Source organism: Pseudoalteromonas sp. BSi20495 (genome assembly GCF_000241185.1).
In the GTDB taxonomy this organism is placed as follows: domain Bacteria; phylum Pseudomonadota; class Gammaproteobacteria; order Enterobacterales; family Alteromonadaceae; genus Pseudoalteromonas; species Pseudoalteromonas fuliginea.
The window spans coordinates 1-16,786 of sequence record NZ_BADY01000014.1 but is presented as its reverse complement, the minus strand read 5'-3'; the positions used below and the strand labels follow the sequence as shown (position 1 = coordinate 16,786).

Annotated in this window: 14 protein-coding genes; 7 read left to right on the top strand and 7 right to left on the bottom strand. The window is 37.2% G+C overall.

The genetic code is table 11. The features are described 5' to 3' along the window. Positions 1–67: 67 nt before the first annotated feature. Both rlmF and ltaE read left to right on the top strand, forming a co-directional pair. Positions 68–1,000, top strand: coding sequence for a 23S rRNA (adenine(1618)-N(6))-methyltransferase RlmF (gene rlmF / locus P20495_RS18185; RefSeq protein ID WP_008133835.1), 933 nt, complete (start codon positions 68–70; stop codon positions 998–1,000). A gap of 22 nt (positions 1,001–1,022) precedes the next feature. Further along, positions 1,023–2,027, top strand: coding sequence for a low-specificity L-threonine aldolase (gene ltaE / locus P20495_RS18190; protein ID WP_008133832.1), 1,005 nt, complete (start codon positions 1,023–1,025; stop codon positions 2,025–2,027). On the opposite strand, the gene P20495_RS18195 is transcribed toward ltaE, so the two are convergent. The 7 genes from P20495_RS18195 to P20495_RS18225 all read right to left on the bottom strand — a co-directional run bounded on the left by P20495_RS18195 (position 2,001) and on the right by P20495_RS18225 (position 11,026). Further along, entirely contained in the window at positions 2,001–2,594 is a 594-nt protein-coding gene (locus P20495_RS18195; protein WP_008133830.1) for a thymidine kinase, read from the bottom strand. The two genes, ltaE and P20495_RS18195, sit on opposite strands and share 27 nt — an antisense overlap. 59 nt (positions 2,595–2,653) lie before the next feature. Then, positions 2,654–3,124, bottom strand: coding sequence for a methylated-DNA--[protein]-cysteine S-methyltransferase (locus P20495_RS18200; protein ID WP_008133828.1), 471 nt, complete (start codon positions 3,122–3,124; stop codon positions 2,654–2,656). Then, positions 3,124–4,476, bottom strand: coding sequence for a DNA-3-methyladenine glycosylase 2 family protein (locus P20495_RS18205; RefSeq protein ID WP_008133826.1), 1,353 nt, complete (start codon positions 4,474–4,476; stop codon positions 3,124–3,126). Before P20495_RS18205 ends, P20495_RS18200 begins: the two co-directional genes overlap by 1 nt. 74 nt (positions 4,477–4,550) lie before the next feature. After that, entirely contained in the window at positions 4,551–5,162 is a 612-nt protein-coding gene (locus tag P20495_RS18210) for a superoxide dismutase (RefSeq protein ID WP_008133824.1), read from the bottom strand. Positions 5,163–5,184: 22 nt separating this feature from the next. Next, entirely contained in the window at positions 5,185–5,691 is a 507-nt protein-coding gene (locus tag P20495_RS18215; protein WP_007375592.1) for a hypothetical protein, read from the bottom strand. 76 nt (positions 5,692–5,767) lie between these two features. Continuing rightward, entirely contained in the window at positions 5,768–6,250 is a 483-nt protein-coding gene (locus tag P20495_RS18220; protein ID WP_007375593.1) for a GNAT family N-acetyltransferase, read from the bottom strand. A 12-nt stretch (positions 6,251–6,262) separates the two neighbouring features. After that, positions 6,263–11,026, bottom strand: a complete 4,764-nt coding sequence (locus tag P20495_RS18225) for a PAS domain-containing protein (protein ID WP_008133822.1) — start codon at positions 11,024–11,026, stop codon at positions 6,263–6,265. A gap of 244 nt (positions 11,027–11,270) precedes the next feature. On the opposite strand from P20495_RS18225, the gene P20495_RS18230 reads away from it, so the two are divergent. The 5 genes from P20495_RS18230 to bfr (P20495_RS18250) all read left to right on the top strand — a co-directional run bounded on the left by P20495_RS18230 (position 11,271) and on the right by bfr (P20495_RS18250) (position 16,754). Beyond that, positions 11,271–12,149, top strand: a complete 879-nt coding sequence (locus P20495_RS18230) for a cation diffusion facilitator family transporter (protein WP_008133820.1) — start codon at positions 11,271–11,273, stop codon at positions 12,147–12,149. A gap of 101 nt (positions 12,150–12,250) precedes the next feature. Next, a complete protein-coding gene (locus P20495_RS18235) occupies positions 12,251–13,321 on the top strand; it encodes a PepSY domain-containing protein (RefSeq protein ID WP_008133819.1) in 1,071 nt (356 codons plus the stop codon). Between the two features lie 74 nt (positions 13,322–13,395). Continuing rightward, positions 13,396–15,531: a TonB-dependent receptor gene (locus P20495_RS18240; protein WP_008133818.1), complete on the top strand. Its 2,136-nt coding sequence runs from the start codon at positions 13,396–13,398 to the stop codon at positions 15,529–15,531. Positions 15,532–15,806: 275 nt separating this feature from the next. Then, positions 15,807–16,277 (top strand): bacterioferritin, encoded by a 471-nt coding sequence (gene bfr, locus P20495_RS18245; RefSeq protein WP_007375598.1) that lies wholly within the window; start codon positions 15,807–15,809, stop codon positions 16,275–16,277. 12 nt (positions 16,278–16,289) lie between these two features. Continuing rightward, positions 16,290–16,754 carry a bacterioferritin gene (gene bfr / locus P20495_RS18250; protein WP_008133817.1) on the top strand — a complete coding sequence of 155 codons (465 nt, stop codon included), beginning with the start codon at positions 16,290–16,292 and terminating at the stop codon, positions 16,752–16,754. Positions 16,755–16,786 lie beyond the last annotated feature (32 nt).

The following is a 16,786-nucleotide window of genomic DNA, read 5'->3' as shown; positions in this document are numbered from 1 at the left end:
ATGTCTGCACTTTACTCATCAGCATTTGTTACACTTACGTCATTATATCTGTTGTTAAAATGAAGCCATGAAAGAAAATAAAACACGTTCCAAATTACACCCTCGCAACCTACATAAAAATGGGTACGACTTCGATTTATTAACAACAGAGCACCCTGCTCTACTGCCATTTGTTATAACCACACCTGCAGGTACTAAAAGCATTGATTTTAGTGATAACAAGGCTGTTAAAACACTTAATCAAGCTCTTTTAAAAGCGCATTATAATATTGATTTTTGGGATATACCCGAGCATAACTTATGCCCGCCTATACCTGGGCGTGTTGACTATATTCACTACTTGGCCGACCTATTAAGTGATGATAATCAACAACAAATACCTCTAGGTAGGCAAATTAAAGTGCTTGATATTGGCACTGGCGCTAACTTGGTTTATCCACTTACGGGTACAAGTGAATATAAGTGGCATTTTACAGGGACTGATATTGACGCAGCCTCAGTAAAAATAGCAAAGCAAATTGCGCAGTTTAATGGTTTAAAAATAACCCTAAAACAACAAAAAAACGCATCACATATTTTTAAAGGCGTTATTAATCAAAAAGATCTATACCATTTAACGCTCTGTAACCCGCCGTTTCATGCAAGTGAAGAAGAGGCAAGTAAAGGCAGTGAACGTAAATGGAAAAACTTAGGAAAAACACCCAGTAGCACGCTTAACTTTGGTGGTCATAATAATGAATTATGGTGCGAAGGCGGTGAAGTACGGTTTATCTCTAATATGATTAAAGAAAGCGAAGACTTTGCAGAACAAGTACTGTGGTTTACTTCGTTAGTCTCTAAAAAAGATAATATTGCAGCGCTTGAAGAAGTGTTAAAAGCTCACCCAATAGCCGAGTATAAAATAGTTGATATGGCACAGGGTCAAAAAATTAGCCGCTTTATTGCATGGAGCTATTTTGATAAAGAAACTCGTGAACAAATATGTAGCGAGCTTGATTAAGCTATAAAAGGAAAAGCAAACCATGATAGATTTTCGCTCTGATACGGTTACAAAACCAACAAAAACAATGCGCGATATTATGTACAACGCACCGGTTGGTGACGATGTATATGGTGATGATGAAAGCGTTAACCAACTAGAAGCCTATGCGTGTAAGCGTTTTAATTTTGAAGCCGCACTTTATTGTAGCTCAGGCACACAAGCCAACTTACTTGCGTTAATGGCGCACTGTGAGCGAGGTGACGAATACATTTGTGGCCAAAATGCTCACAATTATAAGTTTGAGGGTGGCGGCGCAGCTGTATTAGGATCTGTTCAGCCACAGCCTATTGAAAACGAAGCTGATGGCAGCATCCCTTTTAGTAAAATAGCGGCGGCTATAAAACCTGACGATTGCCATTTTGCAAAAACGCGATTGCTCAGCTTAGAAAATACCATTGGCGGAAAAGTACTCCCGCTTGAGTACTTAGCCCAAGCACGTGACTTTGTTAATACGCATAGTTTAGCGCTGCACTTAGACGGCGCACGTGCTTTTAATGCCGCTGTTGAGCTAAAAGTTGATATTACTGAAATCACAAAGCACTTTGACTCAGTTTCTATTTGTTTATCTAAAGGTTTGGGGGCCCCCGTAGGCTCTTTATTATTAGGCTCACTAGCACTTATTAATAAAGCAAGACGATGGAGAAAAGTACTTGGTGGCGGTATGCGCCAAGCCGGAATGCTTGCAGCCGCTGGGCAGTTTGCACTTGAGCACAATATAGAGCGCTTAAAAGACGATCATGAAAATGCACGTTATTTGGCTCAACAATTAAGTGAAATCAGTGGTTTTACTGTCGATATGACTAACACCACTAATATGGTTTACGCAACTTACGCTGGTAATATAAGCATTGAAGAGGTTGCTAAAGCCCTTAAACAACAAGGTATATTATTTAGCCCAAGCAAGCAGCTTAGGCTAGTAACGCATTTAGATATTACGCGCGAAGATATTGATACATTCCTAAATGCTTTGTCGGCCCATATTTAACGCAGCTTTATAATGTTTGCGGCATACCGAAACATATCGGTCATTGCCGCCAATTTCGACTTGGTTACCATCGGCTATTGCTTCACCATTTTCATCGGTACGCAGTACATGGTTTGCTTTACGTCCGCAGTGGCATACAGTTTTAAGCTCAATTAACTTATCAGCCCACGCTAGCAAATATTGCGAGCCTATAAATAACTCGCCTCTAAAGTCGTTACGCAAGCCATAACACAATACCGGTATACCTAATTCATCAACTACATCGGTTAATTGCATTACTTGTTCTTTTGATAAAAATTGGCATTCATCAACCAATACACAATGGCGTTTTTTATCATTATTGAGTGATTGAATAAGATCAAAAACATCTTTACTAGCATCAAAAACATGCGCATCTGCTTGTAAGCCAATACGAGATGATACTTTACCCACACCTAGCCTATCATCAATGGCTGCGGTGAGGATCACAGGTTCCATACCACGCTCTTTATAGTTAAATGCCGATTGTAATAACGTGGTTGATTTACCTGCATTCATTGCAGAGTAGTAGAAATATAATTGAGCCATTGCTGTGCCATTTTATAAAAAGTGCGCTTATGCTACCTTAATATTAAATTAATACCAATTCACATTAGCCCTTCATGTTTTAATAACCACCGTTTTCTATCCAAGCCTCCCGCATAACCCGTTAACTTTGCGTTAGCACCAATGATCCGATGACACGGAACAATAATACTAATCGGGTTTTTACCATTCGCAGCGCCTACCGCTCTCACTGCTTTGGGGTTGTTGAGTTGATTTGCAATATAACCATATGTTTGCGACTCCCCAAAAGGAACTGTTAATAACGCCTGCCATACACTTTGTTGAAATACTGTCCCGTTTGTATCAAGTGGTACCTCAAAAGTAGTGCGTTTTTTTGCAAAATACTCGTTCAATTGCGCAGCGCAAATAAGCACTGCTTTGTTAGTAACTTGCTCAAATGGCGTATGAGAGTGCTTAACTGGTGGATAAAACCCAACATAACTCACACCTTTATCGGTTGCTTGAATAATAATGTCGTCTATTGGGCTTGGTATTTTTGTTTGAATTATCATTACAATTGCTGCCAAAGTTGAAACGTTAAATAAGAGCGAAAAGGAGCGCAATTAGCAGGTACGAAAGGGTTTGCCGCCGCTTGAGCTTTTTTAACACCTAAGTCGCCATCAAGTAATATATCGGGCTGGCTTTGCCCTCGCAGCTTTGCATAATTTACCGTCCAAGGACCAATTCCCTTTAAATTAAGCCATTCGTCTAAATCATCATTTTGAGGATTTAGTGCACAAAACTGGGCTAAGTTATGTAGCGCATTTTTACGCGCCTGTGGCATTTTAAAAAATGCAAAATCACTATTAGCAACAATTTTAGCCGTAGGAAAATAAACGGCATCGTCGTCTTTTTCGCCTAATTCATCAACTAACTTTGTTACTAAATTATGCGCCGCAGTAACACTTACTTGTTGCCCAAGTACCGCCCTTATACCGGCTTCAAAGCTTGACCAAATTCCTGGAAGCCTGAGCCCCTCGCACACTGTAAATGCATTGTTTGTATTAGCGCTTAAATGCGTTTCAATTAAATTAATATCGGCATCCAAATCAAGTACACGACGTATATTATTTATTACTGGTTGCAGATGACGCGTATTATCTATGTCAATAGACACCCTAAAGTGGTTTTTACTCGCTATAAATTCAGCGGTAAAGCTTCCTTTATATTCCTCACTTGCAAAAGTACGCCCGTAACTCGTTTGCGTTATCCACTCCATTGGTTTTATCAAACGCCTTTGTAAAAAACACTGCAAAGCAGGCCAATTATAAGGCGGCCTAAATGGTAAAGTTAATGTAAGTGTTGACGTTGGTTTTTTATCGCCACTGCGTAGCTTCGAGGGGGCTATATTTAACTGCTGTAAAAATGCATCATTAAAGCGCCTAATGCTTTTAAAGCCAGCGGAAAAAGCTATTTCTGTCATTGGTAGGTTTGTTTCTTGAATCAGTTTTTTAGCAAAATGGCATTGATTGAATAACCTATATTGTGTAATAGACACACCAAAATATTGTTTAAATAAACGTCTTAAATAGCGACTACTAATACCTAAACGACCTGCTAATTTTTCGCAGTCATGTTCATCATTTTGATCTATTAATTGTTTTGCTCTCAACGCGGTAGTTTTTGTCCCCTGCCACGCTGCACTGCCAGGTGCACTATCAGGTCTACATCGAATACATGGCCTAAAACCATCTTGCGCTGCATTGTGCGCAAACTGATAATAAGCCACATTCTTTTCATGAGCCGTTGGTGCCGGACAAATTGGTCGGCAATATATTCCAGTGCTTTTAACCGCTACATAAAAAAGACCATCAAAACGAGGGTCTCGACTTTGACGTGCTTTTTGCCAATGTAAAAATTTCATAAACGGCTCTACAAAGTAATTTAATAGAGCCTAGCTTATAGAAAGTAAACTGTATTACTAGCCATATTCGGCACTTAACCAATAGCAGCTAAATAGCGATTTTGTACTTCAGCCCAATTAACCACATTATAAAAAGCAGCAATATATTCAGGGCGTCTATTTTGATATTTTAAATAATACGCATGCTCCCACACATCAAGGCCTAATATAGGTGTATTACCTTCCATTAAGGGACTATCTTGATTAGTACTGCTTTGTATAACTAATGACCCATCAGGTGCTACACATAGCCATGCCCAACCACTGCCAAATTGACTCACAGCCGCTGCAGTAAACTTTTCCTTAAATTGATTAAAACCACCAAGCTGCTCATTAATTGCTTGTGCCATAATATCACTTGGCTCTCCTCCTCCGTGGGGACTCATGACTGACCAGAATAAGCTATGATTTAAATGCCCACCAACATGCTCCTGCACTGCTTTTTTTAAATCATTTGGTAAGCCATTAATCTCTCTCAATAACTTTTCGGCATCTAAATCAGCAAACGGTGTATTCGCTAAAGCAGCATTAGCTTTATTGATATAGGTTTGATGATGTAAAGTATGATGAATATGCATTGTTTTACCATCAATATGAGGCTCAAGCGCATCGTACTCATAGTTAAGTGCAGGCAAAGTAAAAGCCATAAATACTCCTTTTTCTTTTAAATTAGTGCAGTTGATTGTTTGTAGTACTCTCTGAGCATAAGCAAAAATTTACTTGCTCAATAAGTTCGGGTAAAGAGGGGTAACGACGTGCAAATGACACAAGCTCAGCTGATGTTTTAAGATAATGATGCTTACTTACCTTTTGTACATCGTAATGAGTGTGCTTAATAAGTGGAGATAATGATAAGTGAACTTCACATAACCATTTACATGCATTTTCAGGTTGCTGCATTGCAATATAGGTATCAGCTAAATTATGGGAGGCAACAACAAGTGCAGGAATACAATGTTCAATAGCATAAATGACATTAGTATTAATTTGCGCACATAAGAATTGTTGTAATAGATGGCCAGCGAGTGTTTTAGCTAATAAGTACTTGTCACGTGCTTCAAGTAGTGCACCTTGCTCAAAGGCATAATTGCCTTGCATGATGTTTGACTGCCAAGGGCTCAATGCTTGCTCAAGATAAAGTAAATCAGGTTGCTGCTGTTTTTGACCTAAGATCATAAAATCATCTATGCGTTTATTTAATATGCTATTAACTTACACATCATAAAACGCAAATGCAAATGATTTTCATTATCTATTTTGCAAAATTAATTAATTCATCTCCTGCTAATCGGTAAATAATCCATTCATTTTGCGCTTTAGCACCCATGCTGTCGTAAAAATCAATGGCCGGTTTATTCCAATCTAAAACCACCCATTCAAACCGACCACAGTTATTGCTAATCGCTTTGTTAGCTAAGTGTTTCATAATTACTTTTCCTGCGCCTTTCCCACGGCTATCTGGACTTACGTATAAATCCTCGAGATATAAGCCATTCTTACCTAACCATGTAGAGTAGTTATAAAAATAAACAGCAAAGCCTATTGGCTCATCGCCATCCAAACAAATAATACTATGTGCTGTCGCCCCTTCACTAAATAATGTATCTAATATGGCTTGTTCATTTGTTTTTACTGCGTCTGGTTCTTTTTCATAAATGGCTAACTCGTTTATAAAATGTAAAATCGTTTTTGAATCACTTGGTCGCGCATCACGAATTTCAATTATTTCACTCATATACTTTATACCTCAAATATATTGTTCTAATTTATCTTTTAAAAAATCCAATTGTATTGGCTTGCTTAAATAATCATCCATTCCGGCAGCAAAACACCTTTGCTTATCTGCATCCATCGCATTTGCCGTTAATGCTATTATTTTAATATCTTTGTGTTTGTCGCCCGCTAAGCCATTTCTAATAGCTTTTGTGGCATCAAAGCCGTCCATCACTGGCATTTGGCAATCCATTAACACAGCTTTAAAATAACCTTGCCCATGAGTATTTAAAATATCAATAGCGAGCTGTCCATTTTCAGCAAGCGTAATATTGCAATTAAGTTTTTTAAGCATTAATGTGGATACTTGCTGATTAATTGGATTATCTTCTACAAGTAATATTTGAATAGGTTCACCTAATTTTTCTTTTTTCAAAGATGAGATATAACCGGATGTAACCAACGGTAATGCTTCATCATGCTCATTATTTGTAATTACCGACAACGCTGAAATCAGATCCGCCGTTGTAACAGGTTTAGGGAAATAAGCTTGAAATCCAATGCTTGAATAACGCTGAGCACCTTCCATACCAGCAATACTCGTCATCATAACAAGGGGCATGTTTTTAAAGTCATCGTTTGCTTTTAAAGCCTTGCAAAGTCCAATCCCGTCCATGCCAGGCATTTGCATATCAAGCACTGCAATATCATACATTTTTAGATTACTGCTGATGCGGCTTTCACACATTGCAAGTGCATCATATGCATCGCATGCAAGCGCTACATGGGCGCCCCAATGCTCTAGCTGCTGGGATATAACAATTCTATTAGTCTCATTATCATCAACAACTAAGACAGATAAACCTTTTATATTTAGCTTTTGTATATAACGTTCTTTTTGCTCACTTTGGGTGACTTGTATAGTCACAGTAAATTCACTCCCTTGGCCTGCTTCACTTTTAAGTGAAATTTCCCCACCCATCAGCTCACACAGCTGTTTACAAATAGCTAAACCGAGTCCAGTGCCACCATATTCTCGCGTTGTTGAAGCATCTACCTGAGAAAAAGGTGAAAATAATTGATGCTGTTTTTGCTCATTAATACCAATACCTGAATCTTTTACTTTTATTTGTAGCACTAAGCCTTGTTCTACTTTATCTATTTGAGCACTAACAACAACTTCACCTTTACTGGTGAATTTGACCGCATTACTCAATAAATTAGTAAGAATTTGACGGATACGACCTGGATCGCCACACAATTGTGAAGGCTCTAAAGCGACTAAATCTAAGATAATTTCAATGCCTTTATCTTGAGCTGTAAAAGCTTGCGCAGCTGCAACTTCACCAATTAAATCACCCGCATTAAAATTAATACTTTCGAGCTCTATTTTACCCGCTTCAGCTTTAGAGAAGTCCAAAATATCATTAATAACCCCCAGCAATGAGTGAGCACTTGTTTTAGCAATCCCTACTTTTGTTTCAATTGGTTTCGATAAGTTTTCAAGCTCAATAAGCTCTAGCATGCCAAGTACACCATTCATCGGCGTTCTAATTTCATGGCTCATCGTCGCTAAAAATTGACTTTTAGCAACCGCAGCATCTTCAGCCTTAACGAGGGCAACACTAAGCTCTTCTGCTATTTTTTTACGGCGTTGCGATATAAGCGTACTTCCGACTAAGGTTGCTAATGAACGTAAATAAGTTTCTTCGTTTTGAGTCCAATAATGGTGTTCATCCACTTTTTCAGCACTCAAAATCCCCAAATTCCCATCGCCCGAAGAAATTACAACATCAATTAACGATTTAATATTTAGCGGCCTGGTGTAGTCATCAATAAACTCAGCTGTTGCAGGGTGAATATTTACATTATCAACCGCAATTAAGTTATGCTTGTAAATAGCAGAAAAATACGCAGGAAAGTCTTTAACTTTTAGCTCATCTTCCGTGCGAACCAGTCCCTCGCCTTTAGTATGTAAACTATGACGTACCATAGCATCACCGGCCTCATTAAAAATCCATAACGAAGCACGCTCTACATTCAATACCTCACACATTGATTTAACAACTAGTTTGTTCACTTCGCTTACATCACTACTTTGTACTTCAGGCGCGATGGTTAATTGGGCAAGATTTTTGTTATATCGGTTTGCTTTTTCACTTTCGATCTCTAAACGTTTATGAGCATCAATACTTTGAAATGAGCCAAATATACGTATGCATTCACCATTTTTAAATTCAGCTTGACCCATAGACTTAACCCACCTTTCTTTACCTTGATGGGTTAAAATTATCAGCTCAACACTCCAGCTTTCACCTAAAGTAACTGCATTTTCAAATAGCTTAGAGATTTTATCGCGATGTTCTCCCAGCTTGTAAAAATCTATTGCGGTCGCTAAATCGGGTTCATATTCATCAGGTACACCATGAATAACTTTAACTTCATCTGACCAATAAAGAGTATGGGCTTTTAAATCTATTTCCCACGCGCCAATTTGTCCCTGCTTACTCATTGATTCAAGTAAACTTTGCTGACGTTTTATTTTTAACTGTATATTGTAGCGCTCAGTAATATCCAATATAAAGCCATCAAGGTACAGAACAGTACCGTCAGAGTCATAGATTGCCTTACCCTTTTCATTAACCCATCGAACATAACCATTTTTTGCTATAATTCGGTATTCAATTGACCACGTACTATGCTCTTTAATAGATTGGTTAATTGATTTTTTTATATGATCAATATCTTCTTCATGAAGAAGATCAAAGAAACGCTTATTTTTATTATTAATAAAATCATCTGCGGCATAACCAGTGATATCTTTAGTTTGATCACTTAAATAAAGCATCGTCCATATTTCATCTGACTCGCAGCGATAAATAATACCGGGAATATTTTCAACAAGAGACGCAAACTGATCACGGCTGCTTTGTAGTTCAGACTCCGTTGTTTTTCTTTGAGTAATATCTACATGCGTCCCAATCATTCGTTTAGGTGAGCCGTCGCTATTCCATTCAACTACTTTAGCTGTATCAAGTACCCAGACCCAATGCCCTAACTTATGCTTCATCCGAGCTTCGCTAACATAAAAATCACTGCCGCCAGCTAAGTAGGTTTTTAATTTTAATTCTGATTCAACTAGATCTTCTGGGTGTGCATATTTATACCAAGTATCTATGCTGCAAGGTTCTATTTCACTAAGTGTATAACCAATGATTTCAGCCCAACGTTTATTAAACGTAACTTTGCTTGTATCTACATACCAATCCCAAATACCAACAGCGGTACTATTGATAACAAGTTCAAGTTGTGTTTTATGCTGTTCTAATTCAAATTCCTGTAACTTAAGTGGAGTAATATCAGTGCGGATTGCTATATAGCTTTGTGGTTTACCTTCATCATCTAAAAATGGCGCTATAGTGGTGTCCATCCAATATAAGCTACCGTCCTTTGATCTGTTACAAATTTGCCCATTCCAAACTTCACCACGCTTAAGCGTTGCATACATTTCTTCAAAAAAATCATGTGAATGCGTGCCTGAATTTAATAACCGGTGATTTTGACCTATAAGCTCATATTCTTCATAACCACTTATTGCACAAAATTTTCCGTTCACAAAAACTATTGTTCCGTGTAAGTCAGTAACAGCAACAATTGCATGCTTATCAAGCGCTGATTTTTGCTCTGCTAATTGCTTAAGTGCAATTTGCAATGCAGCTCGTTGTTCTTGCAAAGTACTTTGCTGTTCTTGATTTACTTTTACAAGCTCATGCAGATCTTTTGAAAGCTGATTAAACTCAATACTGTCGTTTAAAATAGGGATTTTTACATGTTTCCCTCTAGTTATACTTTCAACAATATTAGTTAAACGAATTAACGGGCGAGATAATCTACGACCAAACCACCAAGACGAACATAAAATAAGCAGCAAAGATCCAGCATTAGTTAAAATAGCAAGCCGCTTATAATAGAGACTGCCTTGTAATGCTGCTTCAGCTGGTTTGGAAACTAATAGCTGCCAACCTTGCTGGCCTAAAAAATCAAGTTCATTAATGTATGCATAAAATATTTTTTCATTGTTATTAGCATAACTAAACACTTGTTTTGGTGCAGAGCTGTTTTGATTTAAAAGCGGTGGGGTAGCAACGGAAGCCCTTGTTTGCTTTTCGATTTTGCTATTGTGCAGTATAAAGAATGCAACACTCGTATTTTTTGCCTGTATTTTGCTTAAGTTGTTTAGCAGTCCCTGTAAGTTTACATCGGCTAGTAATACACTTTTTAGTTTATTTTGATCGTCAAATATAGGTAACGACACTATATGATGCGCATGTCCTTCAACCACCATAGAATGAAATAATGCTTTATCTGTTTTATTTTGTGCTATGAATAATTTAGTGAGTTCTGATTCTTGAATTTGATTAAATAAGGAAAGTTCTATTTTTGCTTTGTTAGACAACACGTCAATGATTTCAATATGATTTATAAAATCATATTGTCTGACAAAATCATTTATTAAAGCGTGTTCCTTGGTTGGACTTATACTTAATTGCGACTTTAATAAATACAGATCATTAACTTGGTCTAAAAACCAAATTTCAGCAAATTGCTTTCCAATATTGCTGAGTTCATTTAGTTCGCTATGCGCATTTTGCTTAAGCGTATTATTTACATGCTGAAAACTAAACCACGTTAACAAGCATAACGGCCCTAATGCTATAATTATAAAGGTAATAATTAATTTACTTCGAACAGATTGTCCTTTACCTGTTAATACTCCAAAGTTTAAACCCTTATCCATGCTTATTGCCTAATAGCTTATAGTCATTTTATAGTGACTATATTAATGCATTAAATATATAAAGACGCAAGTTTTGAGCTATAAACGCCTTAAAAAATCGGTATTTAGCGTTATAACGTCAAATTAGCATTACAATAAAAAACATGCCAATAGGATTAATTTTTTGACTCCTTTGTCACTCTTGTAGCTGTTTTAAACTCCCCATGATATAAGCATTATTCAATAAAAGTGTTTTGAGAGCATTATGGCGCACGATCACTCACATAGTCATGTAGACGAAAACCAAAGCAATAAACAGCTCGCCGTTGCTGTTATCATTAACGTATTACTAACCGTAACCCAAGTTATTGGCGGGATATTTTCGGGTAGCTTATCGCTTATAGCTGACGCACTTCACAATTTAAGCGATGCTGGGGCAATATTTATAGCGCTCATTGCACGTAAAATCGGTAATAAACCAGCTGACGTAACTCATCATTTTGGCTATAAGCGCGCTGAAATCCTCGCTACTCTTTTTAATAGCACTACATTAATTATAATTGGCCTATATTTAATTTTTGAAGCCATTTCTAGCTATTTAAATCCGCAGCCTATTAATGGTTGGATAGTTGTCTGGGTGGCAGCAATAGCATTAGTTATTGATTTAGCAACAGCGTATTTAACCTACCGAGCTGGTGCAAATCACAGCATAAACATAAAAGCGGCTTTTATTCACAACATCTCAGATGCAATGGCCTCTATTGTTGTTATTATTGCTGGCACTTTAATTATTTTATACCAGTGGTATATCGTTGATTTAATTGCCACAGTGCTTATTTCTGTGTATGTAATTTATCATGGTATTTTATTATTAAAGCAAAGCGGCAAAATTTTAATGCAAGCAGCCCCTAATAACATTGATACACACGCAATATCACATGCTATTAGTAATGAATTTAATATCGAATCGGTAGTCAGCATTAAGCTTTGGCAACTAGATGATAAAGAAAATCATTGTGAGCTTGTTATTAGCACTCAACAAACAATTGATTTACCCGCAGTAAAAGGCTTCTTACACGACAATTTTAACATCGAAAATTGCATAATAGAAACCAGACCTATTGCAAATAAAAGCGCAGCATAATAGCGTTAATAATCAGCTAAACAAATGCATAACTATTTAATTGAAAACATCTCGTATTATCATTTACAATATTGCTACTAACTTATAATGAGATACTGTTTTTGAAACTTTGGTTACGTAGAATTCATTTAGGCCTTGCCCTCATTAGCGGACTATTTTTATTAATAGTGAGCTTAACCGGTGCTGTTATGATTTATGCAAAAGACATACAGCACTTCATTCAGCCAGATAAATGGCAAGTTATTCCGCAGCCTCGTACATTAAACAATCAAAAATTGATAGAAAGCGTGCAAGCGCAAACACAACAAAAAATTGTTTTTTTTATGCCCGAGCAAAATAAAGCATTAGCTTGGCAATTTAGATTGGCTAACAAGCACTACGTGAATGTCAATCCTTATTCTGGAAAAATAATTCATAGCTATCAAACAACAGACACAATTTATGGCTTTGCTTTAGGCTTACATCGCTGGTTATTATTTGAAGATAGTGATGGTAAAAAACCATTTAAAAATTGGATGTCAGTGTGTGCATTATTACTTTTAATCAATGTACTACTCGGCTTTTACCTATGGATAAAACCAAAAAACAGAATTAAGCGTTTAGCTATTAAGCCTAAAGCCAAATTTAGAGTGCTAATGTATCAATTACATACCGTACTTGGTGTTTACTTTTTTATACCGCTTGTACTTATTGCCTTTACTGGTATGGCATTTAATTGGAAAACACAAACTCAATCAGTATTAGAATTTGTAACGTTTAATAAAGTAGAACAAAGGCCCAAAGCGCCAAAAATAATAGCGCCTTCTCAAGCTGATATAAACTATAACGAAGCAATTAAAAATGCTGGGGATGTATTCCCTGATGGTCGATTATTTAGAATTTACTTACCTAAAAAAGCAGACGATGCCATTGCGCTCAGAATTCAAAACCCTGGTGAAAGCCATGCTTATAGTTGGGTATGGGTAAATCCATTTACAGGCAAAGTATTAAACTCATTTGACGCAAGTAAAGCCAACTTTACGACGCAAGCATGGAACTTTAAGTATAAATTTCACATTGGGGATTTTGCAGGCCCCATAGTGCAATTTATATGGTTATTGATTGCCCTTTCACTCGCATTTTTTATTGTAAGCGGTGTGTATTTTTGGTTAAAACGCCACAAACGAAAATAAATCTCATTAACACTTGCGTGATTAGTTGATAATAATTACCATTGCGAAAATTATTATCAACTAAGGGCTCTCCCATGTTAAAAACTTCGCTTTGCCTTATTGCTGTTGCAGTAAGTACTAACACGCTAGCAGATGAAAATAATAAAAATGAATACGCTTCTGAACAATTAGAACATGTCATTGTATCTGGCAGTCGTATCTCAGAAAGTATTGACGAAGTACCTGCCTCTATTACCGTTATTAATCAACAACAAATACAGCAGCATTTAAAAGTAAGCTCAGAACTGGGGAGTTTACTTGCGCAAATGGTTCCAGGACTTGCCCCTGATACAGGCAGCTCAAGTAATTCAGGACAAACGCTACGAGGCCGTGCGCCTTTAATAATGATTGATGGCGTACCGCAATCAACCCCTCTTCGTAACGGCTCTTTAGGCATAAAAACACTTGATGCAAGTGCCATAGCGCGCATTGAAGTTATAAAAGGCGCGACTTCTATTTATGGTAATGGTGCTTCAGGTGGCATTATTAACTACATAACAAAACAGGCTCGCAGTGATGGTAAGCCTGAAGGTGAAATAAGTATTTCAAGCCGCTTTAGCGCTGTTAAATTAGCAGAAAGTGGCGGCGGTAGAATATCGGCAGCAGTAAACGGCAAGATCGATAAATTAAGCTACCTGTTAACGGCAAGCTATGAAGAAAACGGCGTGCAACGCGATGCACAGGGCGATATTTTAGGCTTACAATACGGTTTATCAGACTCTGAAACTCAAAATTACTTTACTAAACTAAGTTACGATTTTGACGACGAAAAGCAATTGCAGTTTAGCTATAACTTTTACAGCTCACAGCAAAAAACTGACTTAGGTGATATTACTGGCGATGGCAATATAGGGGAAAAAACATACGCTATTCACGTACCCGCTGAACTACAAAAGCAAGGTAAGCCACAAGGACCCGATGGCAACGTTAATATTACTCTAAAATATGTTGACTACGCGTTGTTTGAAAACACACAAATGACCCTCGATCTTTATAAACAAGATATAGAAAACGTATTCTTTTTCTCCACTAACCTAGCTAACCTCGATGAAGGCTATACCGGTGGTCAGTCCGTTATTAAATCAGAAAAGCAAGGTGCAAGGGCTACATTTAATAGCCAGTTTGATTTTGAGAACGTAGCAGCCACCCTAATCTACGGCATTGATGCCTTAAACGATAAAACATCACAACCTTTGGTGGATGGCCGTGTGTGGGTACCAGAAATGGACATGGAAAGTGTTGCTGGTTTTTTACAAACAAAATGGGTAATAAACGACGATATTATTGTAAAAGCAGGTGTAAGAAACGAAAGTATTGATTTGAGCGTAAGTGATTACCAAACATTAAAACTGTGTAGAACCCCTTCGCAATGCTCAGTCCCATTAAATGTGCGTGGTGATACCATAAACTATGACGCTACAACGTATAATGCAGGCATAAAATACAATTTAACAGATGCATTCAGCCCATTTTTTAGTTATTCACAGGGCTCTGATATTTCTGATATTGGGCGCTTACTTCGCGCTGCAACCGTTGACGATATTGCACTTATTCAGACACAAGCATCTATAATTGACAACTACGAAGTTGGTTTTACTTCACAGTTTGAAAACGTTCGTTTTGAATTTGCACTGTACAGAAGTACTTCAGAGCTTGGCACCAGTAATGAATTTAACGAAGTAACGGGTGTTTACGAACCCGTGCGCGCACCGCAAGAAATATGGGGTTACGAAGGTTTAGTTAATTATACTATTAATCAAGATCTTAAATTAAGTGCTACATACAGCTACGTAGAAGGAAAAAATACTGAAGCGGATGAATATTTAGGGGCAAAACAAATCAGCCCACCTAAAGCCACTGCTAATTTAACATGGCAAACTAACGAAAAGTTATCACTTGCAATGAGCTTTTTATATGTAGGCGACAGAAAGCGCTTTGATAAAAATGCGCAAGGCCAATACTCTGGCGATCAGGGCCCTGTTAGCAGCTACAACACATTTAACTTAAGTGGCCAGTACAATGTTAACGCCAGGTGGAGTGGCTATTTTGGTATCGAAAACCTGTTCAATAGCGATTACTACCCTGCCCGCGCACAATCTTACACTTACGGCGGCTATAACATCAAAGGATTAGGCACAACGGCTACCCTCGGTGCTAAATACCAGTTTTAATTAGCAATAGACTCAATAAATAGGCATCATCAGCATGCCTATTTATTAAAAAAAATAATATAAAAAGCAGTATCTCAACTTATTATCTATAAATACCTCTAGTAATCATTCTCAGATGCTAATACAAATAAAAAACTGTCCATAAACCAAGCAATAACGCAAACTTAAATAAGAATCAAAACCAATAGTAACACAATGATTTTTATAGAGAAAACTTGCAATTCATTCAATTTATACTACACTGCTCATAATTGAAATAGTTAAGGCGATTTATCATGAAAGGTAATCAAAAAGTAATCGATGCGTTTAATACATTGTTAGCTAACGAATTAGCAGCAATCGATCAGTATTTTATACACTCGCGCATGTATGACGACTGGGGTTTAAACAAGCTATACGAACGCCTTAACCATGAAATGGAAGAAGAAAAAGATCACGCAGATTGGCTTATTAAGCGCATCTTGTTTTTAGAAGGTGTACCAAATATGACTAAGCGCCGTGACTTACTTATCGGTAGCGATGTAAAAAGTATGATGCAAAACGATTTAACACTAGAGCTTGAAGTAGTAGCGTGTGTTAAAGACGTAATCGCAATATGTGAAGAACAGCAAGATTACCAATCACGTAGCATTTTAGAAAAGCTGTTATTTGATACCGAAGAAGATCATGTTTACTGGTTAGAGCAACAACTTGGTCTAATTGATAAAATTGGTTCTGAAAATTATCATCAAGCACAAATGGCTTAGTAGGAGCATATTATGAAAGGCGATAAAGACGTTATTGCGGCGCTAAATAAAGTACTCGCTAATGAGCTTGTTGGTATTAACCAATATTTTTTACATGCACGCATGTTTAAAGACTTTGGCTTCACTCAACTAGACAAAGCAGATTACAAAGTATCTATCCAAAAAATGAAAAACGCCGATCGTTTAATTGAACGTATTTTGTTTTTAGAAGGCTTACCAAATCTTCAAGACTTAGGCCGATTACGTATTGGTGAAAACAGCGAAGAAATGATTGCTGCTAACATGAGCTTTGAACTCGATACGATTGATGAATTACGAAGCGCAGTTAAACTGTCTGAAAGTAAAAAAGATTATATTACCCGTGAAGCCCTTGATCACATTTTAAATGAACAAGAAGAGCAAATTGATTGGTTAGAAACCCAACAGTTACTTATTAAAAATACGGGCATTAAAAACTATTTACAGTCTCAACTGTAAACAATAATTCAGCCATAAAAAAAGCAGCTAAA

What these genes read in the sequence shown, in the direction of transcription:
- bfr (WP_007375598.1), top strand. Translation starts at nt 15,807, where the DNA reads ATGAAAGGTAATCAAAAAGTAATCGATGCGTTTAATACATTGTTAGCT.
- ltaE (WP_008133832.1), top strand. Translation starts at nt 1,023, where the DNA reads ATGATAGATTTTCGCTCTGATACGGTTACAAAACCAACAAAAACAATG.
- P20495_RS18220 (WP_007375593.1), bottom strand. Translation starts at nt 6,250, where the DNA reads ATGAGTGAAATAATTGAAATTCGTGATGCGCGACCAAGTGATTCAAAA.
- rlmF (WP_008133835.1), top strand. Translation starts at nt 68, where the DNA reads ATGAAAGAAAATAAAACACGTTCCAAATTACACCCTCGCAACCTACAT.
- P20495_RS18205 (WP_008133826.1), bottom strand. Translation starts at nt 4,476, where the DNA reads ATGAAATTTTTACATTGGCAAAAAGCACGTCAAAGTCGAGACCCTCGT.
- P20495_RS18215 (WP_007375592.1), bottom strand. Translation starts at nt 5,691, where the DNA reads ATGATCTTAGGTCAAAAACAGCAGCAACCTGATTTACTTTATCTTGAG.
- P20495_RS18195 (WP_008133830.1), bottom strand. Translation starts at nt 2,594, where the DNA reads ATGGCTCAATTATATTTCTACTACTCTGCAATGAATGCAGGTAAATCA.
- P20495_RS18210 (WP_008133824.1), bottom strand. Translation starts at nt 5,162, where the DNA reads ATGGCTTTTACTTTGCCTGCACTTAACTATGAGTACGATGCGCTTGAG.
- P20495_RS18240 (WP_008133818.1), top strand. Translation starts at nt 13,396, where the DNA reads ATGTTAAAAACTTCGCTTTGCCTTATTGCTGTTGCAGTAAGTACTAAC.
- P20495_RS18230 (WP_008133820.1), top strand. Translation starts at nt 11,271, where the DNA reads ATGGCGCACGATCACTCACATAGTCATGTAGACGAAAACCAAAGCAAT.
- P20495_RS18225 (WP_008133822.1), bottom strand. Translation starts at nt 11,026, where the DNA reads ATGGATAAGGGTTTAAACTTTGGAGTATTAACAGGTAAAGGACAATCT.
- bfr (WP_008133817.1), top strand. Translation starts at nt 16,290, where the DNA reads ATGAAAGGCGATAAAGACGTTATTGCGGCGCTAAATAAAGTACTCGCT.
- P20495_RS18200 (WP_008133828.1), bottom strand. Translation starts at nt 3,124, where the DNA reads ATGATAATTCAAACAAAAATACCAAGCCCAATAGACGACATTATTATT.